This window comes from Pseudoalteromonas sp. S1612, assembly GCF_005887175.1.
Classification (GTDB): Bacteria; Pseudomonadota; Gammaproteobacteria; order Enterobacterales; family Alteromonadaceae; genus Pseudoalteromonas; species Pseudoalteromonas undina.
Window position 1 is genome coordinate 142,727 of the sequence record NZ_PNDH01000008.1, and the last position, 25,040, is coordinate 167,766.

The following is a 25,040-nucleotide window of genomic DNA, read 5'->3' on the forward strand; positions in this document are numbered from 1 at the left end:
TAAAAATAAAAGTGGACGCTACCTTACTAATTATTAATGACAATTTCACTACAGAGTGATTAATTTGCTGATTTAGCCATTATTTGGTTTACCACTAAGGCAGACAGCATCACTCCCGCGCCAATACTTAATCTAAGTAGGTCTGCGTCTCTATTCCAAATAAGTACATTAACAATAATACCGGCAGGAATAAGCAGGTTATTCATCACCGCCAAAGCGCCTACATTAACCAGTGTTGCGCCTTTATTCCACATAAAGTAGCCCAAACCTGAGGCTACAATACCTAAGTAAATAAGAATGCCCCATTGCGTTGAGCTGGTAGGTAACTTCTCGGTATTGCCAAACAGCGCATAGCAAGCGCTGGCTATAACAAGCGCACCAATAAAAAACCAGCCAAATACGGTTTTGTCATCCAGTTTTTGATTAACCATTAAACGCTTGTAGCTTACTTGCCCTGTAGCAAAACTAATATTAGCGCCTTGAACTAATAATAAGCCAAGTAGAAAGTCGTTGGTTAGGTTTTCATACCGAATGGTAATAGCCCCTAACACGGCAATAAAGGCAACAATAAAAAATTGCCAGTTAAACTGTTTATTCAATGCGTCGTTTAAAAGCGTAATGTAAAGTGGCGTCATTACGGTAAATAACAGCACTTCTGGCACACTTAAAAACAAAAATGAGTGGTAATAAAAGCCATACATAACCCCCAGTTGCAGTGCGCCTATCAGCATGAGTTTAAACGCAAGTGGGGTAGGGATTTTCTTTAAAAAAGGCAAAAATACTAACGCTGCCAAAGCCACACGAATTAGCACACTAAACCACGCATCAACTTGGCCTGCTAAATACACACCAATTAAACTAAACGAAAACGCCCAAAGAAGGGTAACTGCAAATAAATAGCCCATAACACTCATCTTGTCTTAAGTAATGGTGTCAGTTTATCTGTTATATATTGTTCTATAAACAATAAAAGCCCGCAAGCGGGCTTTTATATCAGTTGATTAAAAATATTAATTAATCAACTAAACCACGGCGCTTAAGCAATGCATCAGTCGTTGGTTTTTGGCCTCTAAACTCAATGTAGCTTTGCATTAAGTCGCGGCTGTTACCTTTTGATAGGATCTCTTTACGGAACTTATCGCCATTTTCGCGCGTTAAGCCACCATTGTTTTCCATATGAGCAAAGGCATCAGCGGCAAATACTTCAGTCCATAGGTAAGCGTAGTAACCTGCTGAGTAACCACCTGCAAACGTATGGCTAAAGTAGTTTGATTTGTAACGAGGTGGTACAGGGTAGTAATCAATACCGTGTGCCTTTAACGCTTCACTTTCAAACTGTTGTACATCAGTTACTTTTTTGTCAGAACCAAATGAGTGCCATTCCATATCCAGTAGTGCTGCAGCTAAATATTCAGTGGTACCAAAACCTTGGTTGAACTTTTGCGACTCAAGTACTTTATCAAGTAGTGCTTGAGGAATTGGCTCACCTGTTTTGTAATGCTTAGCGTAGTTAGCTAATACACTTGGCTCAATCATCCAGTCTTCATGTGCTTGTGATGGAAATTCAACAAAATCACGCGCTGTAGCAGTACCTGCTAGGCTTGGGTATTTAACGTCAGAGAATAAACCGTGTGCTGCATGACCAAACTCATGGAACATAGTTGACACTTCGTCAAACGTCATTAACGTTGGCTCGCCTTCTGCTGGCTTTGGAATATTTTGTGCATTATAAATAACCGGTTTTGTGCCTTTTAAGCCGCTTTGGCTTACGTATGCACTCATCCATGCACCGCCACGTTTACCTTCACGTGCATATGGGTCCATGTAAAATAAGCCTATTGCGCTGCCATCAGCATTAAATACTTCAAACGCCATGACGTCTTCGTGATAAAGCGGTAGGTCTTTACGCTCTTTGAATGTAATGCCGTAAAGTTTTTCCATTGCAAAGAATAAACCGTTATGAATAACCGATTGCATTTCAAAGTAAGGCTTAACTAAGGCTGGATCTAGGTCGTATTTTTCAGCACGCACTTTTTCTGCATAGAAAGACCAATCCCATGGTTTTAGTTCAAAACTTTCACCAGAATCGTTAATTACTTTTTGAATCGCTTTTGCTTCTGCTTGCGCTTTTTCGACTGCTTTTGGCGCTAGGTCATCTAAAATACCGTACACGTTATCAGTGGTCTGAGCCATGCGTGAAGTCATTACATACGAAGCCCAATCTTTAAAGCCTAACAGTTCTGCTTTTTGTGCACGTAGGTTAGTTTCTTTAATAATGATAGGGCCGTTGGTTTTAGCTGCACGGTTGGTTGATGCTTTAAAAATCTGCTCACGCAGTTCACGGTTTTCAAGGCTAGATAAAATAGGCTGTTGTGTGGTGTTCACTAGGGTGATCATGTAGCCATCTTTGCCTGCTTTTTTAGCAGCTGCTGCAAGACCTGCAATTTCACCTTCAGATAAACCAGCTAGTTTGCTTTTATCTGTTACTAAAATGACGTCTTCTTTAAACGATTTTAATACGTTTTGAGAAAACTCTGTTGATAACTTTGCAAGCTCAGCGTTAATTTCACGCATTTTTGCTTTTTCAGCATCGTTTAATTTAGCACCGGCTTTAACAAATTGTTTGTAGTAAAAATCAACAAGACGTTGATCTTCAGCGCTTAACTTATCTTTGTTGTCGTATACTGTTTGTACACGTTCGAATAATGCACCATTTAGGTAAATGTCATCAGAGTGTGCTGAGAACACAGGCGCCATTTTTTTATCAATGCGTTGGTACTCATCGTTAGAGATAAGACCTGATAAGTTGTAAAATGCAGCTGATGCGCGGTTTAATAGTTCACCAGCAAGTTCCATTTCTACCAAGGTATTTTCAAAAGTAGCTGGTTCTGGATTATTGGCAATTGCCAAAATTTCTGCATTATGTTGTGCAATACCTGCATCAAATGCAGCTTCGTATTCAGTAGTACCAAACTTATCAAACTCAGGAGCCATGTATTGCAATGGGCTTGGTTTAAATAATACATTGCTTGCGTTGATATCTTGCACTTGTGCTGTGCTTTGTTGTTTTGTTTCTTGGGTGCTTTCAGAAGAACAGGCAGATAATAAAAGTGCACTAGCAATCGTAGTGGCGATCAGTGTTTTACGCATAATAACTCCATAAAAAATAGTAGCCGAAATAGGCTTTTCGAGTCGAAAACCCAGTTAACTTACCAAATTTTGACTTATATACAACAAAGTTTATCGATTTAAAGCGGGATTTAAACGCAAATTAGGTGATAAAAACTCGGTATGTAAATAAAAAAGTAGAAAAATACAGCAATTATGCAATTAGCTTTAAGTTTGTTGCTGCGTATTTAAGCTAACCGCATGCTAAACTTGGGGTATTATTAGCGCATAAAAATAATCGTTTGTGTGCGACCTTATACATGGAAAATCAATGAACTTAGAACAAATTAATCACATTCTCGCCTTCGTATTGTTTAGCTACAACGACATTCACATTACCGTGGCAAAAGTAATTCAAGTACCCCTAATTTTGTTTACTATGTGGGTTGTGGTGACTCAGATTGGCAAGTTAATTAAAAAGTCATTACTTGCACGAAAAATGAGCCCAGATGCAGTGCATTTATTCACGCGTTTTTATTTCATTTTAAGTATTGCGATTTTACTTTTTACCTCCCTTGAGGTGCTTAACATTCCACTAACCGCATTTGCCTTTGTATCGGGTGCCATTGCCATCGGTGTGGGGTTCGGTGCACAAAATATTATTAATAACTTTATTAGTGGCTGGATATTAATGTGGGAGCGGCCAATCCGTATTGGTGACTTTTTAGAGGTTGGCACTGCAAAAGGGGTGGTTGAAACGATTAATACTCGCTCTACTCGTATTCGCAGGAACGACGGTGTTCATATGCTAATACCCAATAGCCAGTTATTAGAAAACACTGTAACCAACTGGACGCTTATTGACGGTAATGCGCGCTCATCTGTGAGCGTAGGCGTAGCTTATGGCTCTGATGTGTTATTAGTTAAAAAGTTAATTCAGCAAGTATTAGATGAGCATGAGGCAATACTGGCAACGCCTCAATCAACCGTATTGTTTGATGATTTTGCAGATAGCTCGCTAGTTTTTAATGCTATTTTTTGGGTCTGCGCTGAATCAGAAACTCGATTAAGACAAGTCCGCAGTGATATTCGTTTTAGTATTTATGAAGTGTTTGAGCAACACGATGTGGTTATTGCATTCCCGCAGCGAGATCTTCATATTGATGGTGAAATTGTTCTTAAACGCTCATTAGTGAAAAAGTAGTATTTAAAAAAGTGCCGCGTTATTTCGCTATATTTTTTAACAACTCAATGTAAGGACATATGTCCGCTTTTTGGTTGTTTAGTTGCTAAAAGTACACTAAATGTCGGGATAGTGCGGTTAAGTGTTAAAAATAAGTTTATTTTTTAGTGTTCAATATGCGGTAAATATATTACAGCATGATATAATCTCGCGCATTCAGTCAGCCTTATTTATGCCGTTTTTGTACTCTCGGTAATAAGGTCCGCGCCGCATAGAGCAAGTCGCGAAAAATTGACTGAATCCGTAATTATTTAATTGCGCAACACATCAACCGTTGAACAAGAGTGCACTAAAAAGGTTAACCCCGACATGAAAGCAATGAAAAGATCTACGTTAGCAACCCTTATCAATGCAACGTTGTTCTCTGCCGTAGCAGGTACGTCAATTTCAGCCGTAGCTGCTGAGCAAGAAACTACTGCTAAGAAGAACCAACTAGAAGTTATTCAAGTTACTGCTCGTAAACGAGTAGAAAACGCTCAAGAAGTGCCTGTTGCTGTTTCAGCCCTGCAAGGCGATAGCTTAGATGCTTACAGCTCAGCTGGTATGGATATTCGTTTTATGAATGCGAAAATCCCAAGTTTATCTATTGAATCTTCATTTGGCCGTTCATTCCCACGCTTTTATGTACGTGGCCTTGGTAACACTGATTTCGATTTGAATGCTTCGCAACCAGTGTCGCTTGTGGTTGATGAAATTGTACAAGAAAACGCAATCTTAAAAGGTTTCCCTGTATTTGACGTAGCACGTGTTGAAGTGCTTCGTGGTCCTCAAGGTACATTATTTGGTCGTAATACACCGGCTGGTCTAGTTAAATTTGATACCGTAAAACCAAGTCAAGAATTTGAAGGCTATGGCTCTGTATCTTACGGTAGTCGTGGTGCTGTTGACTTTGAAGGTGCTGTTGGTGGTTCATTAACAGATCGTTTATCAACACGTGTTTCAGTACTTTGGCAAGATAAAGACGATTACATTGATAATCGTGCACCTGGTTTTGAGCAAAAAGATGCCTTAGGTGGTTACACTGAACAAGCAGCCCGTATTCAATTTTTATATGAAGGTGACGATTTCACTGGATTATTTAATTACCATGTTCGTGATTTAGATGGCTCTCCAATTGCCTTTCGTGCTAACACTATCAAACCTGGTACTAACGATTTAGTTGATGGTTTTGAAAATGACGTGGTGTATCACGATGCCGCATCTCGTGCGACGCAGCAAGTGGAATCGCAAGGTGCAAGCCTTAAGCTTGAGTGGGACTTAGCTAATCATACAGTAACGTCAATTTCTGGTTGGGAAAGTGCAGAAATTTACTCTCGTGCTGACATCGATGGTGGCTACGGTGGGTTCTCTATCAATGATGTTCCAGTTGCAATGGGCCCTGGTTTTATTCCTTTCTCTTCAGAAAGTGCTGATGGTATTCCAGATCAAGACCAATACACGCAAGAACTTCGCTTATCAAGCAACTTTGCCGGTGACGTAAATTACCAGGTAGGTGTTTTTTACTTCGACGAAGCATTAACGATTGAAAACTTTAGCTATGATACAGCCAATAATGGCGTATTAAACGGTTTTGTTAGTCAGCAGCAAGATACTAAAGCATGGGCTGTATTCGGCTCAGTTGATTACACCATTACTGATGACTTGAAAGTAACCGCGGGCCTTCGTTATTCAGACGATGAGAAAGAATTCTCAGCAAATCGTACGCTTAGCCCTGTAGGTGGTGCTGCTACTTACATTGAAAAAAATGTTAGCGATGATCACGTAAGCTGGGATTTATCAGCTAACTACAAAATCAACGATGACGTAAACTGGTATGGTCGTATTGCTAACAGTTTCCGTGCACCAAGTCTTCAGGGTCGTATCTTATTTGGTGATGAAGTAACCGTTGCTGATTCAGAAACTGTTACGTCATACGAGACAGGTATTAAATCTGATGTGTTAGATGGCCAAGGCCGCGTAAATGCAACGGTATTTTATTACACTATGGATGACCAACAGCTAACTGCTGTAGGTGGTGGTGCTAACTTTAACCGCCTATTAAATGCTGATAAAACAACTGGCTACGGTTTCGAAATTGATTCTGAGTGGGTGTTAACGGATGAACTAAATGCAACGTTTAATTTAAGCTACAACAAAACAGAGCTTAAAGACAAAGATTTAGCCGTTGCAGTGTGTGCACAGTGTACTGTTACAGATCCTACCTTCCAAGTACCAGGTGCATTTGGTCCTGAAGATCGTGCTATTTTAGATGGTAACAGCTTACCGCATGCACCAGAGTGGATCTCTAACATCACACTTCGTTACACTAAAGAACTCGCTGAAGGTGATTTCTTTGCTTACGCTGATGTGTCGTACCGCAGTGAAATTGACTTTTTCTTATATGAATCAGTTGAGTTTGAAGGTAAGCCACTAACTGAAGTTGGTCTACGTGCCGGTTATGCATGGGCGCAAGGCGACTACGAATATGAAGTATCAGCATTCGTGCGTAATATGTTTGACGAGCAGCAAGCAATTGGTGGTGTTGATTTTAATAACAATACAGCCATGGTTAACGAAGAGCGTTATATTGGCGCTGAATTTAAAGTTAACTTTTTCTAATCGATAAATTTAACGTTAAATTGTAATTATTGATAAAAGCCTGCCTAGTGCAGGCTTTTTTATTTTTGTAGAGCTGCTAAAGTAGCGCCCATATGTTTATTAAAGAGAAAAAGTAATGGCTGGATTTTGGAATTACCGTGTAATTTATTGTGAAGCAACCAAAGATGAAGCGGCGCAATATCAAATACACGAAGTGGAATATAACTTAAACGGTAAAGTAACTAACTGGTCAGAGACTGGTGCCGCACCATTTGGAACCACATTAGATGCGTTAAAAGATGATGCTGAGCGCTTAAAAACCGCCTTCGAAAAGCCGATACTTAAAGTAATGCGCAAAGCCCGAGGTTATGAGTTAGTTGATGTAGATACCGGCGAAGACGCTTATGCTGAGCCGCCAGCAGGTTTGGCTGAGTAACACAAATTATTAAAAGGTGCCTAGGCACCTTTTTTATTACCCAAAGTTTAGGTTAAATAACCAGGAGAAAAGTATGTCAATTGAAGCGGTATTATTTGATATGGATGGCACTTTAGTTGACTCGGAAAGTGTGCACTATAACTGCTGGAGCCAATTACTTGCGCCTTTTGGTGTGTGTTATAAAGAAGATGATTTTTGTCGGCGCTTTTCGGGACGTCCCACTATTGACGCTGCAAAGGAAATAAAACAAGTTCATAACTTGTCTGTAAGTAGCCGCTATTTAGCGGATGAAAAATATCGTTTATTTAGTGAGTACGTTAAAACCAATTTACCGCCTTTAATGCCTTATGCTGAAAATGTTCTATTAGCGGCTAAAGAGCAAGGTTTAAAAATGGCGTTAGTAACAGGCAGCGCAAGGCATGAAGCAGAGCCAATACTAAAAGGATTAGGGTTTTATGATTTATTCGATACCGTGGTAACTAAAGATGATGTAATTAATCCAAAGCCTGCCGGTGATCCCTATCTATTAGCACTTAAAAGTATGCAGGTTGCTGCACAAAATGCGATTGCCGTTGAAGATACTCTCACCGGTGTAACCGCAGCGAATAATGCTGCTTTAGCTGTAGTCGCTATCGCTAATAAACATACACAGGAGCACGATTTTAGTAAAGCAACACAGCAAATGCAAAGCCTTGAAGAATTTTGGCAATGGCTTCAATCTCAACTATAGTTTAAGCCATATTAAAATTTGCAAGGATGCAGCAATGGTGATGATTAAAGCAACGCTGTTTACTTTTTTAATCCTTTTTAGTGCTAGCTTATTGGCGCAATTGCCTCCAGTGCAACTTGCTAATGTTTACGATGAAACTAAGCATGAGGATATTCGCCAATACTTGGTGAGTGAAAAGTTTGATGGAGTTAGAGCAATCTGGACGGGAAAGCAGTTTGTAACCCGTCAAGGCAACTCCATAAACCCGCCTGAGTGGTTTACCGCTCCTTTGCTAGATATTTGGTTAGATGGTGAGTTATGGACCAAACGAGGTCAATTTTCTGTACTCAGTGGTATTGTCAGAACAAAAATACCCAACGATTTGCAATGGCAAACCGTTACTTATCAGGTGTTTGATATGCCAGATACAAGCATGCCTTTTCACCGTCGTTATCAAAATTACTTGTCACTTATTACTAAGCTAAATAGTCCCCATATTAAAGCGGTTAAGCAATATCAATTTAGCGACAATCAGCAACTCAGTAATTATTTTAATCAGGTTACTAAACAAGGCGGCGAGGGCGTTATGCTTCATTTAGCAGAGGCTAAGCATACAACGGGTCGCTCTAGTGCATTGTTAAAACTCAAGCCTTATTTAGATGCCGAAGCGTTAGTGATTGAACATTTACCGGGTAAAGGTAAATACGCAGGAATGCTTGGTGCATTGAAAGTACAGACAAAACAAGGGCTGACATTTTCTATTGGTACGGGTTTTAGCGATAAAGAGCGAAAGTATCCGCCAGCTATAGGCGCAACAATTACTTATCGATACCACGGGTACACTAAAAATGGCTTGCCGCGTTTTGCCAGCTTCTTACGGGAAAGACCCGAAAAATAACGAGTGTAGGCCAATTCAGTATATATTTTTTAGCAATTATGCTAAATTGCGCGGCCTTTTTAGTGATGTTTGGTGATCTATGTTCGTTGGTTTTGATTATGGTAGTTCTAATTGTGCTATGGGTGTTTTAAACGAAGAGCGTGTTCAGCTCATTCCTTTAGAGCAAGGCAAACATTATCTTCCATCAACGTTATACACACATCATAGTGCCTTAGTCGTTGATTTTGTAGCGCAGCACTTGCAGGGCTCAGAGCATGAGCATGGCTATAAAACCGCGCGCCAACCATTACTTAATACGCTTGCGCGAATTAAATCAGACCTAGACCTACAAGCCGGCGACGAAACCCTATTTATTGGCCGAGAGGCGATTAGTGAATATGTGCAATTTCCTGAAGAAGGTTATTTTGTAAAATCCCCTAAATCATTTTTTGGCGCTACTGGTTTAAAGCAAGGACAAATTAATTTTTTTGAAGATATTGCCACTGCAATGATTTTAAAAATAAAACAACGTGCTGAATCATCGTTAGGGTATACGCTGAGCCAAACTGTTATTGGTCGCCCAGTGAATTTTCAAGCAGTTGGTGGTGAGCAGTCAAACCAACAAGCCGTGGGCATTTTAACACGTGCAGCAAACCGAGCAGGCTTTAAAGATGTGGAGTTTTTATATGAACCACTTGCCGCCGGGATTGATTATGAAAGTGATTTAACGCAAGACCAAAAAGTGCTGGTAATAGATATTGGTGGTGGTACAAGTGACTGTTCATTTGTACAAATGGGGCCAAGTTTTAGGAATAAACAACAACGAGACGCAGATTTTTTAGCACATAGCGGAAAGCGAGTAGGCGGTAATGATTTAGATATTGCTCTGAGCTACCATGGTTTAATGCCGTTACTTGGCTTAGGCAGTACTTTTAAATCGGGTTTACCATTACCCAATCAGGCATTTTGGCAAGCATGTAAAATTAACGATGTGAATTTACAAAGTCAGTTTTATAGTGCTCAGCATTATCGTGAACTGAGTGCACAGCTACGCGATGTGAGTGCTCCCGATTTATACAAACGGCTCATCCATTTACAGCAAAATAAGCAAGGGCATCAATTAGTTCAACAAGCTGAAGCGGCAAAAATTGCACTAAGCTCGTCTGAAAACTTTAATTGTGATTTAACATTTTTAGATTCATCACTTGATAAAGATATCTCTATTAATGAATTAGCATTAGCCGTTGACGACAGTATTAGCCAAATAGTGACATTAGCAAAACAGGCCATTGCAGATGCTAACACCACCCCAGATGTAATTTATTTAACGGGTGGTAGCGCGCAATCACCACTGATCAAGGCGGCTTTAAAAACCCACTTAGGCGATATTAAAATGGTTAACGGTGATCACTTTGGCAGTGTCACCGCTGGTCTGACTAAATGGGCGAGTATGCTTTATAAATAAGCTGTTATAAAGAGATTTGTCGGGTTGCGAGGTACTTTTCGTAATCTGGCAAAGAACGCTCAAACTCGGTGTCCATAAGGGGAGAGCTTAGTAACATATCAGCGCTTACTTCATTACAAGCAACAGGAATGTTCCACACTGCGGCTAAACGAAGCAATGCTTTTACATCAGGGTCGTGCGGCTGAGATGCCAGAGGATCCCAAAAAAAGATTAACACATGAATTTCATGTTCCGCTATTTTAGCACCAAGTTGCTGATCACCCCCCATAGGTCCACTGAGTAATTGCACGACATTCAAACCGGTGGTTTTTTCTATTAAATGTCCGGTTGTACCAGTGCCGTATAGCTTATGTTTACTTAGCATTGGAGTGTGTTTTTCACACCATAATTTTAACGCGGCTTTTTTTCCATCATGTGCAACAAGGGCTATGTTTTTCTTAGCTGGAAGAGATTGTATTTTTTGGTCCATGCTGATTCTTATTAGTTAGAGTAATAAATTGATAGCCAAGGCAATAAATACAATGCCTGTGAACCTATCTATCCAAAGTTGGCTATTAGGGTGACTTTTAAAAAACTGGGCTATTTTATCGCCGAAATAAATATACGTGCAGTCGATAGGAAAAGCAAAGATTGGATACAGTAGCCCAAAAAACGCCAGCTGAAAAGTTGCAGATGACAAACTAGGGTCTACAAATTGCGGGATAAAAGCAATAAAAAACAAAGCCACCTTAGGATTTAGTACTTCGGTCATCATAGCTTGAAACATCACGTTTTTGTTTTTACTGGTGGTAACATGAGGCTTATCTTCTTGCTTGCAAATGGGGGGCTTAAAGGTGCCTTTAAGCATCATAAACCCTAAGTAACATAAATAGGCTGCACCTGCATATTGTACGCTGGCATAGGCAGTTTCAGAGGCTTTTAAAATAGCGCTTAAACCGACAACCGCAAAAAATGTATGTACTACGCCACCTAACGCAAAGCCAAAAGCACTCTGCATACCTGCTTTTCGCCCATTTGCAAAAGTTTGCGCCATTAAAAACGCGTTTGATGGTCCAGGCGCAACGGCCATTAAAAAGCTAGCGAGTAAAAATGAGAGCAAAAAGTCGGGGTTGATCATTAAATAGTACGAAAAAGAAGTGGTAAATGATTTTATCAAGCAATGAGGAAAATAAAAAGCGGGCATATTGCCCGCTAAGTTGAGGATACTAAGTTCTTTTAAAACTAGTCGTTATGCTTTTAAACATAATGAAGTGCTAAATTTATTAAAAACTAACGGTGATATTATTTGAACACACCGTAGTGCTCAGCGCTTCACACACTTGATATGTATAGGTGCCGCCACCTTTAGTATTAATGCTGTCGGTGTAGGCATTATTATTTGCAGTGGTAATGACTTTGTTACCATTGCGGTAGATATCAACTTGGCTTGTTGCCGCGCCATTCCAACTTAAATCAACAAATTTAGTGCCTTTTGATTTGTAACCTGAAGCGCTAAGAGAGATAGCATCTACGCCTGGCTCTGGATCAACACCACCAGTATCGCCACCCGCACAGCCGTTTGCTGTAAGGTAAGCATCAGCGTCAGCCGCTTTTACAATACCGTAGCCAAAGTAATCATCACGACCAGCAGCCCCTTGATCTTGCGCAGTTGCCTTTAACGCATCGCGAATTTCTGTGCCTGTACAGTCACTATGATTAGACCATACTAGCGCAGCAATACCTGAAACCGCAGGAGTTGCCATTGACGTTCCACTCATAAAGCCATAATCAGTTGCGCCAATATTAATTGTCACGTTTGTACTAGCGACTAATGCACTACGATCTTCAAATGCAGCGCCTACAGCGGGAATTGTAGTATCGTTGGTATCACCTAGTGTTGCGTATAACATGCCAGCTTCATTGTTGATAATAACCGCACCTACACCGCCTGAGTTTTCACAGTTAGCGACTTTGTCATAAAATGAAATAACGCCGCGGTCAATCATACATACTTTACCAGCCGCCGCTGGATCAACTGTTTCGCCAGTTCCCATAAAGTAGGTACTCGCAGTGATTTGACCTGCATTTTCCATTGCTGATGAATTATATGCTGTGCCATCAGCCGACATACTCGCTGCTGTTGCCATGCCCGCAGGGTAGGTCGATAGAGTATCAACACCACCAGCAGTTACTTCAACACAAATTGTTTCATCATTAGTTGCGCGTTTACCACGGCCAGATGAACAGCTTGGGAATTGTGAAAAGTCAGCAATTTGATTATCGGCATCATTAGCGCCGACCATCATCACAGATGAGTAGCCCGCAGGATAAGAACGTACGTTATTACCATCGTTACCCGCTGCAGCAACTACAAGGCCGCCAGCATTAGTAAAGTTAGCAAACGCATTTGACTCTGTACTGTTTGAGCCACCGCCCCCTAAGCTCATGCTAATAATATTTGCACCTGCTTGAGAACATAAATCAGCCGCTTGAGCTAAATCAGATGAGTAACCCCAACCCGCTTCGTTAAATACTTTAATAATGTGCATTGCCACACCCGGTGCCATACCCACAACACCGAGGTTATTATCTGCAGCACCAATCGTACCGGCGACATGCGTCCCGTGTGGACCGCCATTATCAAACCAATTTCCAGTACCGCTGTCGTTATCGCCAGTAATGTTACCCCAAACAAAATCAGGGTTTGAGCTATCTAAGCCTGAATCGATAACGCATACTTTCATGCCTGCATTGGCATCAAAAGTAACTTGATCAACCTGTGATTGATAAACCGCATATGGCGTAATTTGTTGCTGCATGGCATCACCTACATCATCGTTAAATAATGACATAGGAACGCGCTTATGGTCTTCTTCAATGAGTTTAATATGCGGGTTGTTAAGCAGGCCTTTTAAGCTACTTAAATCTTGTCCAGTAAATTTGGCTGCAATGAATCCATTGCCATCTACTTTAATGTCACCACCTAGTTTTTTAGTCAGCGCTTTAACAACACCTTTTTTATTATTATCAACTTGGATGATGAAGCGATCGTTCGCAGCTTGGGCAGCACCTGCTGAACAAATACCAGTAAGAACTAATGCTAAGGCGAGTTTATTCTTTTTCATATTATATTATCCTAGAATTAATTGGTTAACTAATTGTTAACTTTAGCAGACAGTAAAATAATATAAAGCATAAAACAAGCTATTTTATCTACAAAAACAAAACTATTTAACTTTAAAATAGCCAGTATTAAACAAAAAATATACATTTGTATTTGAATTAGGGGCGGCTAATCAGGTAAAACCTGAATTAGCCAAAATTGAAGAGTAATAGAAAACGCTTTAGCGCCTAAGCATATTTAGTATAACGAAATAGTAAGTAAGAAAAGGGAATTAATAATAAAAAGTGTGTGCCTATAAGCTCGGGTGTAGATAAGTTTAAATATTGAGTAATAAACACCAATAAACTTGCCCCACTCATTTGCATCGCTCCTAAAAGAGCTGAGGTGGTGCCAGCTTGCTTAGGGAACAGACTTAAAGCTCGTCCAGCGGCAGAGCCAAGTGTTAAAGCAAAACCAAAGGCAGCAATAAACATAGGGATCATTAATGCTAATGGGGTTTTATATTGGCTTAATACTAGCATCAGTAAGCCTGCACTCACTAACAACACAAGGCCTGCTTTTAGTGCTCTTTTTGGTTGGCGTTTAATGTAAATAGGCATGATAAAGCTAGCAAGAATACTAAGCACTGCATTAAGCGAGAACCAAAAGGTAAAGTCGGCTACGCTGCCCCCTAATTCAGTAATAAGCCAACCAGGAGCCAATGTTACAAATACTAATATAGCTGACATAGTGACCATACATAGCAAGCTATTAAATAAAAATAACGGAGTTGAAATAATAGGGATAAAGCGTCTTAGATCTAAGATATGCCCCTGGTAATGGCTGTCTACTGGGCGTGTTTCTCTAAACAATAATAAGGTGACAATAAATCCTAATAATGCAAAACCAGTTAGAAATAGAAAGTTCATTTGCCAACCAAACTGCACGGTTAACCACGCACCTAAAATGGGTGCTAACGCTGGAATAAAGCACACGATCCCGTTTAGGTAGGTAATTATTTGGCCACTGCGTTCACTACCAAACTTATCTCTTACTATTGCAAAAGCAACAACAAAGGTGGCGCATGCGCCTAACCCTTGAATTGCACGAGCAAACATCAGTATTAAAAAGCTAGGAGCATAGTATGCACCTAATGCCGCCAGTCCATATAAAGTTACACCGGTTAAGGCTACCGGCTTACGTCCAAAACGATCAGCAAGAGGGCCTGCAATTAATTGCCCCAAACCAACAGTAAGCATAAAAATAGCCACCGTTTGTTGTACTTGTTTTTCGCTCACTGAAAATTGCTCTGCAATAGTAGGAAAGGCAGGTAAATAAATATCAATGCCCATAGGACAAAAAATGACGAGTAACGCTAAGATCAGTAATAAAGTTAAGTTTGGTTTAGCGGGCTGTGTTTGCATCAGGTCTCCTTTTGTCGGTATTTTAAGTGGCGACTGATGAAAAAGAAAGGGCTTATGACCGATGCATCAGACATGTTACCTACTTTTAACTTTATTATGATTATTTTTGTTTAAGTATCACACTTCTTTAAACTGATCCGATGTGTTAATTTGCTTTTTAAGCAAAGACAATGGAAAAACAATAATGAGTAATGAGTCTGCATTAATAAAAACGTGGCATAAATTTAAAAAGCTGCCGTTTGGTAACTGGCTGTTTAGTAAAGCCGTATGTTTTAAAGCGCCTTACTTTGGCTCTATGAAACCTACTATTTTAGATTTAAAAGCAGGGCACTGTAGTGCTGTGGTTAAAAACACACGCCGTGTACACAATCACATTGGCACTATTCACGCTATCGCACAATGTAATTTGGCTGAGCTGTGTGCGGGGGTGATGGTTGATGCAACAGTACCTTATAAAACCCACCGTTGGATCCCTAAGGGAATGACAGTACAGTACCTGGCTAAGGTAGACACTGATGTTACCGCTATCGCTGAAATTGACTTGCCTCATCAATGGATTGATAAAGAAGATTTAGTCGTACCGGTAAAGCTTTACAATACGCGTAACGAACTGGTTTTTACCGCAGACATAACCATGTATATAACACAGAAAAAGTAAGTGTATAAGCCGCTAACGGGATTTTAAAGAGGTGATTAATGGTTTAGCCAACAGGCAGGCTAAACCATTATAAACTAATGTAGCTAGCTTTTAGCTGCAGGCTGCTTATTAACAAACGAAAGCCCGCTGTCTTCATTATCAACAATGGCTTTTACGTCGTGAGCTGGTTTTGGCTTATCTTTAGCATGCTCAATCACTTCTTTTTCAAAGCGCTGCTTTAAACTGCCTTCAATAATAGCACCTGCTTCTATGCTCAGGGTGTCATGAAATATATCGCCAAGTACATGAGCATTATTTTCGATCTTTACTTCACTTGCATTTAAAGAGCCGATGATTTTACCCTTAACAACGACACTGCTTGCCTCAACAACGCCTTCAACAACACCTGAGGTGCCAATCACTAAATGTTCGGCCTTAATGTCACCATCAATACGTCCGTCGAGTTGTACTTCACCTTGGCTTACCAAAGAGCCCGTTATACGCACATCATTAGAAATGATTGAGGGAGTGTGACTCACTCTCTTAATAGATGAGTCTGTTTTTGCTTGTTTATTTTTACCAAACACGAGAAAGCGCCTTTGTTATTTTTAGTGGATTGACATGCTTGTCGTCTATTAATACTTCATAGTGTAAATGAGTACTTGTACTTCTTCCGGTACTGCCCATTAAGCCAATGACATCGTGCTTTGTGACTAATTGACCTTTTTTAACATTAATTTTGTTTAAGTGACCAAAGCGCGTTACAACACCGTTTTTATGCTCTAACTCTATAAAGTTACCATAACCGCCATTACGGCCAGCTCGACGAACCGTGCCATCGGCAGGGGCAAAAATTTCTGTTTTATGCCACCCAGCTAAATCAATGCCTTTATGAAAAGCGCGCCTTTTATTCATTGGGTCTTTTCTAAGTCCAAAATTACTGGAAATATAATATTTTGCAGCAGGTAAGGGCAGGGTACTTGGCAACTCAGTTAAAAAGCTCTCTAGCTGGTTTAACAATAACAACTTATCTGCAATGACTAGAAAGTTACTAGGAATTTTACTTTCATCGAGTATATCTAGCGGGCCACCTTGCGCCGTTGTTTGCGTGCTTAACGCGAGATGTTGTGCCAGTGCATTTTCAAGACCCGTGCCTTTGAGTATTTCTATAATCGCATCATGGCGCTGATTAATCTGCGCAGCCAATAACGTGAAATTAGTATCGTACTGCTGATTTAGCATGATGTAGCGCTGCTCAAAACTGGTTTGTGCATGCTTATTTTGTGTTTTATCTTCTTCGAGCGGCTCATGAAATTCGCTTTCGTTCTCATTAATAGGAGAAGATTCAAGCTCACCCTCTAATTTTATTACATCTTTGCTGATAGAAGCTGGGAGTGATTCAATCATACCTTGAAGTAAAGCTTGTTTTTGTTCAAGTTCAGCTAACTGCTCTTGCTGCAATGCGTAGCGTTGTTGCTGTTGCTTTACTTTTTGTTGCCATTGTACTTGCTTATCAAGCTGAGTTTGCTCGATATGAGAAATTTGGTGTGTTTGCATATAAACACGGATACTCGAAACACTGATCCATGCAATAGCAATGAAAATAATAGCAAGCACAGAAACCTGTAACCAAGGCGCCAAAACAACATGCTTTACTTCACCATTTTGGCGAATGAGCAGCTGACGAGCTGGGAAATGTTTATTAAAAAAAGACTTTATAAATACAGGCATGTCACATAAATACTGGCTATTAACGGATTCAAGATAGCAATTTGAACTAAAAAAGCCAGAAAAAAATTGTAACTTCGGCTTAATTAATAAAAAAGGGCTGCTTATTCAACAACCCTTTTTTACTAGTTTATTGATTTTATATATTATTTTGCTGGTAGTACGGTGCTCTCTACAAAGCCAAAGCCAATACGTGCAAAGCCTTCTTTTTCACACCAGCCACGCATTATAACGTTGTCGCCATCTTCCAAGAAGCTACGCTGCTCGCCGTTACTTAAAGTAATCTTTTCTTTACCACCACAAGAAAGCTCAAGTAATGAACCCGCTTCTTCGTGAGTAGGCCCTGATTGCGTGCCAGAGCCCAGCATGTCGCCTGGCATAAAGTTACACCCGTTTACGGTATGGTGAGTTACCATTTGCGCTACAGTCCAGTATGAGTGCTTAAAGCTAGACTTAGACACTTGAGTTGGGTTGTAGCCTTCATCACGCATTTTTTGTGTTTGAATTTTAACATCCATTTGAATATCAAATGCACCTTGATCACGGTTAGCCGTTGATTCTAAGTACTCAAGTGGCTGCGGATCATTTTCATCACGCGTCCAGCTTGTTCTGTATGGTGCAAGTGCTTCGGTGGTAACAATCCATGGAGACACGGTTGATGCGAAATTTTTCGCTAAGAATGGACCAAGCGGTTGGTATTCCCATGCTTGTAAATCACGTGCTGACCAATCGTTGAAAACACAAAAGCCGAATACATGCTTTTCAGCATTTTCAATTGCAATAGCATCGCCCAGATCATTACCTTTACCTAGGTAAATACCTAGTTCCAGCTCATAATCAAGGCGCTTACATGGACCAAATGAAGGAACTTCTGCATCTGGCGCTTTAGTTTGTCCTTTAGGGCGATGAAACTGCTGACCAGACACGCCAATAGACGATGAGCGACCATGATAACCAATCGGCACCCATTTGTAGTTTGGTAGTAATGGGTTATCGGGACGGAATAAACTTCCTACGGCAGTCGCATGATAAATTGATGTGTAAAAGTCAGTGTAATCGCCAATGCGACAAGGTAGAGCAAATTCAATTTCGCTTTGAGGTATAAGCGCTTGTGCTAGTTGCTCTTGATGAGCAGAGCCTTCACGTAATGCTTTAGACAGTGCTAAACGAAGCGCTGACCAATATTGCTCACCTAATCCCATAAACTCGTTCAAAGTCGGGTTACTTGCAGATGCAACGGCTGTTTGGGCGTCACCTGAAAAAATACCGAGTTCATTTACTTTTGCTAAATCAATAACCTGATCGCCAATGGCAACAGCACCACGAAAAGCTTCATTGCTATTTTTGCGACGTACTTCTGCAAAAGGTAGGTTTTGAATAGGGAAGTCACATTGTGCATCATTTGCTGATGCTACCCAGCTAGTTAAATTTATATCATGGGTTTCGTTAATTAAACTCATTACATTTCCTTTGGTTTAGTTGGTCGCGCTTATCAGTATAAATATCAATTTATTAAATAAGAATATAGCACCCGTTAATTTCATCTATTACCTAGCTATATGGTGATGAAAAGCGCGATTTAAACACACAGAGAGATAGTTTTACCTCTCAATTACGATTAAACGACAAAAAGCAGCGAAATACGCTGCTTTTTAAAGTTACTTTATTTGCTTATAAAACGCCGCGGCGTTCTTGATCTCGCTCGATTGATTCGAATAGCGCTTGGAAGTTACCTTCACCAAAGCCGCCATCATCAACTCGTTGAATCATTTCAATGAAGATAGGACCAAATAAGTTTTTAGAGAAAATTTGCAGTAAGTAGCAATCTTCGCTTTGGCTATCAACAAGGATTTGATGTTCACGGATTTTCTCTTTATCTTCTTTAACCCATGGAACACGGTCAAAAATAGTATCGTAGTACTCTGGAATAATATCTAAAGTAGCGATAGTCGATTTATCAAGCTTATCTAATGAGCTTACTAAGTCGTCAGTTAAGAACGCCAAATGTTGCACACCTGGGCCATTGTATTCACCTAGGTATTCATCAATTTGGTTATTATCGTTACCTTTACCTTCATTGATTGGAATAGAGAAGGTGCCACATGGTGATTTTAATGCATATGAAAGCAGGGCTGTTTTTTGGCCTTTAATATCAAAGTAACGTACTTCGGTAAAACCAAACACGTCTTTGTAAAAGTTAGCCCATGTTTCCATAGTACCTTTATATACGTTGTTGGTTAGGTGGTCGATACGTAAGAAGCCTTTACTCTCTACTTTGTTTGGCTCGCTCAGATCTTCGAAATCATTATCGTAGATAGAGCCTTTATCTCCAAATTGTTCAATAAAGTAAATTAAGCTATCGCCAATGCCGTAAATAGCAGGGTATGGTAAGTCTTTATTAGCTGCATCAGTGGCAGGCTTAGCGCCACGCTTAACCGCTGCTTCAAACGCTGCTTGAGCGTTCTCTACACGCCAGCCCATAGAACAAATTGCTGGGCCGTGGTTTTTAGCAAACTCAGCTGAAAAGCCGTCGCGTTCATTATTTAGTAAAAAATGAATATCGTTTTGGTTGTAATAAACAATGTCTTTACCTTTGAATTTTTTTAATTTTGAAAAACCAAAATCGGTAAACACTTTGTCCATGTAATCGGCATCGGGTGTTGCGTATTCAGTAAACTCAATACCAACCAAACCTAAAGGATTATTTACTTCACTCATTATAATTACTCCCGCAATTAAGCACTGCGATTATTAGTTATTGTATTGCCTGCATGATTAACCAGATTACTGCTTTGGGGAAGAGGGTGTTGTTATTTAGTAAATAGCGCGTGTGTAAATTTTACAGGACGGTTAGCAAAGTATGATATTTATTTACATACGTGCCGAGGTAAGTAAAAATTAGCTAGCTCGGATAATGTACGTATTTTTTATGTATGTTACTGAATTTATTTGTTTTAAATTTAATTGCCCATCTGTTTTTTTAGTTCTTTCACACTAAAAAAAGAGTGGTTTTTGTATTCTATTGTTTACACTCAACCTGAGCGTAGCTGCTCACAACATTAACAAAGCAATAGATACTGAGGGTTTGATTCATTAACTCCACTTACTCTGTAGTATTACGCTGTAACAACAAATTTAGTTAACCTGAACTCTGGCTAAGAGATCTATTATCCAGAGTTCAGGTTAGTTAGCCATAAAAATACCCCCTGCAGTTAGCTGCAGGGGGTATTTAATATCATTAGTCAAAGCGCATAATTACGCGTTGTGATTAATTTAAATTATTGTGCTGGTGCGGTTTGTTCTAAACCTTGTTTTTCCCATACCTTAGCTTTGAAGCTCATCAGTACTAAGATGATACCTACACCGATACTAAATAATGCAATTTGTAAGTAAAGGTTAGGAATTTCTGCAACATTGTTAGGATCAAAGTTACCAGCAAGTAATCCTGAAATTACGTTACCAATTGAGTATGTCAGTACAAATACACCCATCATTTGACCCGTATAGCGACGAGGAGATAATTTACTTACCGCACTCAATGCGACTGGGCTTAAACAAAGCTCACCCACTGTATGTAAGAAATACGTAGTAACCAGCCAGTAAGGAGCTACTTTTAAGCCTTCAGCTGCGTAATGCGCTGCCATAAACATAACTAAAAAGCCTGAAGCCATAATAACTAAGCCCAACGCACATTTTACGCTGTAAGTAGGCGATACCATTTTCTTAGATAAATTAATCCAAAGAGCGGCAAAAAATGGTGATAGGGCAATAATAAATAGCGAGTTTAAAGATTGGAACCAAGTCGTTGGAATTTCAAATGTGCCAATAAGACGGTCTGTGTAGTCACGAGCAAATAGGTTTAATGAAGAACCCGCTTGTTCAAAACCAGACCAAAAACACGCAGAAGCGACACAGACTAAAAATAGCGCCCACATTCTTTGCTTTTCAGCGTCGGTTAGTTTGCCTTTGAAATAAACAAGGCCAAAGTAAATGAAAAAGATAACAGTAAATACAACTGCTGTGTAACCTGCAACAATAGTCGGGTTAATAACTATAGCGCCTGTCATCGCAGCAGCAGTCACGCTGGCAACAACAATTACAAACGCAGCAATACCGCCCCATGCGCGTGAAGCACCTTTAGGGCTTAATGGATTCGCAGGTAACGAGCTATGTTCTGGTAAGTTATTAAGTGTACGCTTGTATTGTATTAAACCAATAGCCATACCTACAGCAGCTGCACCAAATGCCCAGTGCCAACCTACGTTTTCCATAAAGTAACCACAAACGTAGTAACCAATTAAAGAGCCTAAGTTAATACCCATGTAGTAAATAGCGTAACCACCGTCACGGCGTTCATCTTCGTCAGTATAAAGCTGACCAACCATGGCACTGATATTAGGTTTAAGTAAACCAGTACCCGTTGCGACAAAGATTAAACCAATGAAAAAAGAATATTCATGCGGAACGGCTAAAATAATGTGGCCACACATGATGATGATACCGCCGTACCATACTGCTTTTTGACCACCAAATAATCTATCTGCTAACCAGCCACCAGGTAAACCTAAAAAGTATACTGAACCTGTGTATAAGCCATAAATTGCAGCAGCAGAAGCAACGGTAAATCCTAAGCCTTCTTGTTGTAAACTTGCTGTCATAAATAATACGAGCATAGCTCGCATACCGTAGTAACTCATTCGTTCCCACATTTCTGTGAAAAACAGGGTTGAAAGTCCTTTAGGGTGACCAAACCAGCCACTGTCAGAATTTGAACTCATATTTACTTCCTAATTCATTATTGTTTTGATGACCTTGTGGTTTTTTATTTAGCTAAATTGTTACTTCTAAAAAGTATAATAAATGCTCGATCATCAGTGTTTTTATGCAGCTAAGGTAATGGTTTGCTAAACGCAGCTATACGTTTAGGTAAGAGTCACACCCTTATCCTAGTTACAATTGCGCTTAAGTATACATAGACCTTTGTACGAGGGGAAGCGTTGAGCGCGCTATCACACATCCGTTATGTAATTGTTAAATACCAACAGCTAAAGTTCTAGTTGTTGCACTAAACACCTAAACTTATCAAAAAAGATATTTAACAACACAAGTAACATTGTCTTTGCAAAGCTATCTTTTATCCGGTTTTAAGTTCTATTGAAAAAATATAAAACCGCTTTATTTACGGGGGGTTATAAGCACCAAGTTATTCAACAATCGTTAACCTTTACTACTTTATTTTAATAATCACCGTTTAGATTAAACATGAGCAAATATTAGCGGATGCACAGCAATGATTAGCCCATTGGAGAATATAATTTATACAAAGTTAGTTTGGCTATATTTACATGTAATGACCCCGACTTTTAGTGAGCAGCCAAGATTAAATATTTTAAGTGCTTGAAAAAGCGCTCTAGGAAGTAAAAAAACATTTTTCGTCCAAATTTCTTTACAATAAACTATGCTGATAATCATAGTTAGCGTATTATTCACGCCAATTAGTTTTTTCCTTACCTGAGGGTGTATGCGTTTAGATATTCACTGTGCAGACCGAGTTGGTATTGCTCAAGAGATTCTTAATATTTTAGTTAGCTACAATGTTGACTTGAAAGGAATTGAAGTCGACTCAGTTAATTGCCGTATGTATGTGAGTTTTCCTGAAATTGAATTTGAACAATTTCAAAAAATTATGCCTTCAATTCGATTGATCGATGGTGTACATGATGTACGTACTACCGCGTTTTTACCTTCTGAACGTGAGCACAATGAATTAAACACCTTATTAAGAGCACTGCCAGATGGTGTTATATCTATTGATGCTAAAGGCTGGGTGCGTTTGTGTAACGACGCGGCGTGTAAAGACTTACAGCTAACAGAAAAAGAAGTCATTGGCGCCAATATCAATAATTTACTTAAAGGTTTTAATTTTACCCGTTGGTTAGAAGGCAAAGAAGTACTTGGGCAAACTACCCGTGTAGAAGTGGCAGGTGAAGACTTTATTGCCGATATTTTACCTATTGCTGTACCACAAGGCAGTGAGGGGGATGTGTTAGCGGGTGCGGTAATTAATATAAAATCGCAAAGCCGCCTAGGTCAGCAAGTGAGTGCGTTTAGACGCTATGGCCAAGAAAGCTTTGCGACAATTCACAATTTTAGTACGGCGATGCGTCGTGTTGTACGCGAAGCGCGAAAAATGGCGCAACTTGAAGCCCCTATTCTTATCACCGGTGAAACCGGCACAGGTAAAGAGTTATTAGCGCGAGCTTGTCACTATGCATCTAACCGCTCAGTAAAGCCGTTTATCGCTTTATCGTGTGCCTCATTACCAGATGATGTTGCCGAGTCAGAACTTTTTGGTTACGCCGGATATGAAGAAAATGCAGCGCCTAAACGCGGTGTACTTGAACAAGCGGATGGTGGAACAGTATTTTTAGATGAAGTGGGTGAAATGTCGACTCAGCTCCAAACTAAATTACTGCGCTTTTTACAAGACGGTACGTTTCGAAAAGTAGGCGACGAAAACGAAGTTAAAGTAAATGTTCGCATAGTTGCTGCTACCCAAAAAGATTTACCTGCAATGGTGCAAGAGGGCGTATTTAGAGAAGACTTATACTATCGCATTAATGTACTAACGTTAGAAATTGCACCACTGAGAGATCGTAAAGCCGATGTTGGCCCACTTGCTGAACACTTTATTCAAAAATATGCGCAGCAAAATGGCCATACTGTGCCTGAGCTATCTGAAGAGTGTTTAACGTTTTTACAAGATTACCCATGGCCAGGTAATGTGCGCCAATTAGAAAATGCTATTTACCGTGCGGTATCGTTGTTAGAAGACAGTGAATTGCGAGTTGAGCATTTACAACTGCCGACCTTTACCCATGATTTAGGCTATTTAGAGTCTGATTTTGAGGGCTCGCTTGATCAAGCGGTTAAGCGTTTTGAAGCTACCTTATTGCGTAAGCTTTATCCAGCTTATCCAAGTTCACGTCAGTTAGCTAAGCGCTTAGGGCTAAGCCATACAGCGGTAGCTAATAAACTACGTGATTACGGTATTAATCGTAAAACGGTTAAAGTTTAAAGATAGATATTAAAACAACCTTTCTTAGTGATTGACCCCTTGGTGTAAAAATACCCTAGGGGATCAATTGCTATGATACACTCACAAAAAACAAACTGGTAAGACCTCTACTGTGAATTTATATTTTAGACTGCTACTATTATTTTTCAAAATTAAACGTAATCGTGATTATCAATCATTGTTAGACACGGTTGATATAGACTACAAAGCACTGCCAAGTGACTGTGATATTAATTTGCACTTAACTAATTCACGCTATTTAGCAATGATGGATTTATCGCGCACATGGATGACCGAGCGAGTTGGTTTACTAAAGCAAATAATGAAGCGTCGTTGGTTTCCTATTGTTAATGCAACCGCCATTACTTATATCCGTGATATTAAGCCTATGCAGCGCTTTACCATTAGTACCCGTTTAGTCGGCTGGGATCATAAATACTTTTATATTGAACAAAAATTTCATTCAGAGCGTGGCTTACATGCAATTGCCTATGTACGTGGCGTATTTAAAAGTAAAAAAGGGGTGGTAAGCGTTGAGCATATGCTGGAGGTTGCTGGTTTTGAAGGCGTAGCACCTATTTTACCGGCAGAAATAATTCATTGGAAAGAAATGCTTGAACAAAAAAAAGTAAATAACTTACCTCGTTAATTACACGCAAAAAAAAAGGCCTTACGG

20 protein-coding genes are annotated in these 25,040 nt (G+C 39.8%); 9 read left to right on the top strand and 11 right to left on the bottom strand.

Going from position 1 to position 25,040, the window contains the following annotated elements:
* Nucleotides 1–59: 59 nt before the first annotated feature.
* Together CWB78_RS03455 and CWB78_RS03460 are read right to left on the bottom strand one after the other, a co-directional pair.
* Nucleotides 60–914 carry a carboxylate/amino acid/amine transporter gene (locus tag CWB78_RS03455; RefSeq protein ID WP_054202096.1) on the bottom strand — a complete coding sequence of 285 codons (855 nt, stop codon included), beginning with the start codon at nt 912–914 and terminating at the stop codon, nt 60–62.
* 100 nt (nt 915–1,014) lie between these two features.
* The gene (locus tag CWB78_RS03460) at nt 1,015–3,150 is read right to left on the bottom strand and encodes a M3 family metallopeptidase (protein ID WP_055011698.1); all 2,136 of its coding nucleotides are present in this window, start codon (nt 3,148–3,150) and stop codon (nt 1,015–1,017) included.
* Nucleotides 3,151–3,439: 289 nt separating this feature from the next.
* Here CWB78_RS03460 and CWB78_RS03465 point away from each other — a divergent pair, with 289 nt between their 5' ends.
* The 6 genes from CWB78_RS03465 (at nt 3,440) to yegD (ending at nt 10,415) form a co-directional block, all read left to right on the top strand.
* On the top strand, nt 3,440–4,312 hold the full coding sequence (locus CWB78_RS03465) for a mechanosensitive ion channel family protein (RefSeq protein WP_054202098.1): 873 nt from the start codon (nt 3,440–3,442) through the stop codon (nt 4,310–4,312).
* A gap of 348 nt (nt 4,313–4,660) precedes the next feature.
* Nucleotides 4,661–6,949, top strand: a complete 2,289-nt coding sequence (locus CWB78_RS03470; RefSeq protein WP_054202099.1) for a TonB-dependent receptor — start codon at nt 4,661–4,663, stop codon at nt 6,947–6,949.
* A gap of 115 nt (nt 6,950–7,064) precedes the next feature.
* Nucleotides 7,065–7,364: a hypothetical protein gene (locus CWB78_RS03475; protein WP_008109576.1), complete on the top strand. Its 300-nt coding sequence runs from the start codon at nt 7,065–7,067 to the stop codon at nt 7,362–7,364.
* Between the two features lie 73 nt (nt 7,365–7,437).
* On the top strand, nt 7,438–8,094 hold the full coding sequence (locus tag CWB78_RS03480; RefSeq protein WP_008464680.1) for an HAD family hydrolase: 657 nt from the start codon (nt 7,438–7,440) through the stop codon (nt 8,092–8,094).
* 34 nt (nt 8,095–8,128) lie between these two features.
* A complete protein-coding gene (locus CWB78_RS03485) occupies nt 8,129–8,971 on the top strand; it encodes a DNA ligase (RefSeq protein ID WP_138594240.1) in 843 nt (280 codons plus the stop codon).
* 79 nt (nt 8,972–9,050) lie between these two features.
* Complete coding sequence (yegD, locus tag CWB78_RS03490; RefSeq protein WP_055011701.1) at nt 9,051–10,415, top strand: molecular chaperone; 1,365 nt, start codon at nt 9,051–9,053, stop codon at nt 10,413–10,415.
* Nucleotides 10,416–10,419: 4 nt separating this feature from the next.
* Here the strand turns inward: yegD and CWB78_RS03495 are convergent, their stop codons facing one another.
* The 4 genes from CWB78_RS03495 to CWB78_RS03510 form a co-directional block, all read right to left on the bottom strand.
* Nucleotides 10,420–10,884, bottom strand: coding sequence for a methylglyoxal synthase (locus tag CWB78_RS03495; protein WP_008464686.1), 465 nt, complete (start codon nt 10,882–10,884; stop codon nt 10,420–10,422).
* Between the two features lie 15 nt (nt 10,885–10,899).
* Nucleotides 10,900–11,532 (bottom strand): LysE family translocator, encoded by a 633-nt coding sequence (locus CWB78_RS03500; RefSeq protein ID WP_075170709.1) that lies wholly within the window; start codon nt 11,530–11,532, stop codon nt 10,900–10,902.
* Nucleotides 11,533–11,677: 145 nt separating this feature from the next.
* A complete protein-coding gene (locus tag CWB78_RS03505; protein ID WP_109875557.1) occupies nt 11,678–13,519 on the bottom strand; it encodes a S8 family serine peptidase in 1,842 nt (613 codons plus the stop codon).
* Between the two features lie 226 nt (nt 13,520–13,745).
* On the bottom strand, nt 13,746–14,921 hold the full coding sequence (locus CWB78_RS03510; RefSeq protein ID WP_075170613.1) for a multidrug effflux MFS transporter: 1,176 nt from the start codon (nt 14,919–14,921) through the stop codon (nt 13,746–13,748).
* 184 nt (nt 14,922–15,105) lie between these two features.
* On the opposite strand from CWB78_RS03510, the gene CWB78_RS03515 reads away from it, so the two are divergent.
* Entirely contained in the window at nt 15,106–15,579 is a 474-nt protein-coding gene (locus tag CWB78_RS03515; RefSeq protein ID WP_008109556.1) for a hotdog fold domain-containing protein, read from the top strand.
* A gap of 83 nt (nt 15,580–15,662) precedes the next feature.
* Here CWB78_RS03515 and CWB78_RS03520 read toward each other — a convergent pair whose 3' ends face one another.
* The 5 genes from CWB78_RS03520 to CWB78_RS03540 all read right to left on the bottom strand — a co-directional run bounded on the left by CWB78_RS03520 (nt 15,663) and on the right by CWB78_RS03540 (nt 22,064).
* Nucleotides 15,663–16,145 (bottom strand): bactofilin family protein, encoded by a 483-nt coding sequence (locus CWB78_RS03520; protein ID WP_008109555.1) that lies wholly within the window; start codon nt 16,143–16,145, stop codon nt 15,663–15,665.
* Entirely contained in the window at nt 16,135–17,289 is a 1,155-nt protein-coding gene (locus CWB78_RS03525) for a M23 family metallopeptidase (protein WP_055011704.1), read from the bottom strand. Before CWB78_RS03525 ends, CWB78_RS03520 begins: the two co-directional genes overlap by 11 nt.
* A 143-nt stretch (nt 17,290–17,432) precedes the next feature.
* Nucleotides 17,433–18,746, bottom strand: a complete 1,314-nt coding sequence (gene fahA, locus CWB78_RS03530) for a fumarylacetoacetase (protein WP_138594242.1) — start codon at nt 18,744–18,746, stop codon at nt 17,433–17,435.
* Nucleotides 18,747–18,957: 211 nt separating this feature from the next.
* Nucleotides 18,958–20,004, bottom strand: a complete 1,047-nt coding sequence (gene hppD, locus CWB78_RS03535) for a 4-hydroxyphenylpyruvate dioxygenase (protein ID WP_008109551.1) — start codon at nt 20,002–20,004, stop codon at nt 18,958–18,960.
* Nucleotides 20,005–20,564: 560 nt separating this feature from the next.
* On the bottom strand, nt 20,565–22,064 hold the full coding sequence (locus tag CWB78_RS03540; protein WP_008109550.1) for a peptide MFS transporter: 1,500 nt from the start codon (nt 22,062–22,064) through the stop codon (nt 20,565–20,567).
* Nucleotides 22,065–22,807: 743 nt separating this feature from the next.
* Between CWB78_RS03540 and tyrR the strand changes: the two genes are divergently transcribed.
* Both tyrR and CWB78_RS03550 read left to right on the top strand, forming a co-directional pair.
* Nucleotides 22,808–24,364 (top strand): transcriptional regulator TyrR, encoded by a 1,557-nt coding sequence (gene tyrR, locus CWB78_RS03545; RefSeq protein WP_008109548.1) that lies wholly within the window; start codon nt 22,808–22,810, stop codon nt 24,362–24,364.
* Nucleotides 24,365–24,476: 112 nt separating this feature from the next.
* Nucleotides 24,477–25,013, top strand: a complete 537-nt coding sequence (locus tag CWB78_RS03550; protein ID WP_008109547.1) for a thioesterase family protein — start codon at nt 24,477–24,479, stop codon at nt 25,011–25,013.
* Nucleotides 25,014–25,040: the final 27 nt, after the last annotated feature.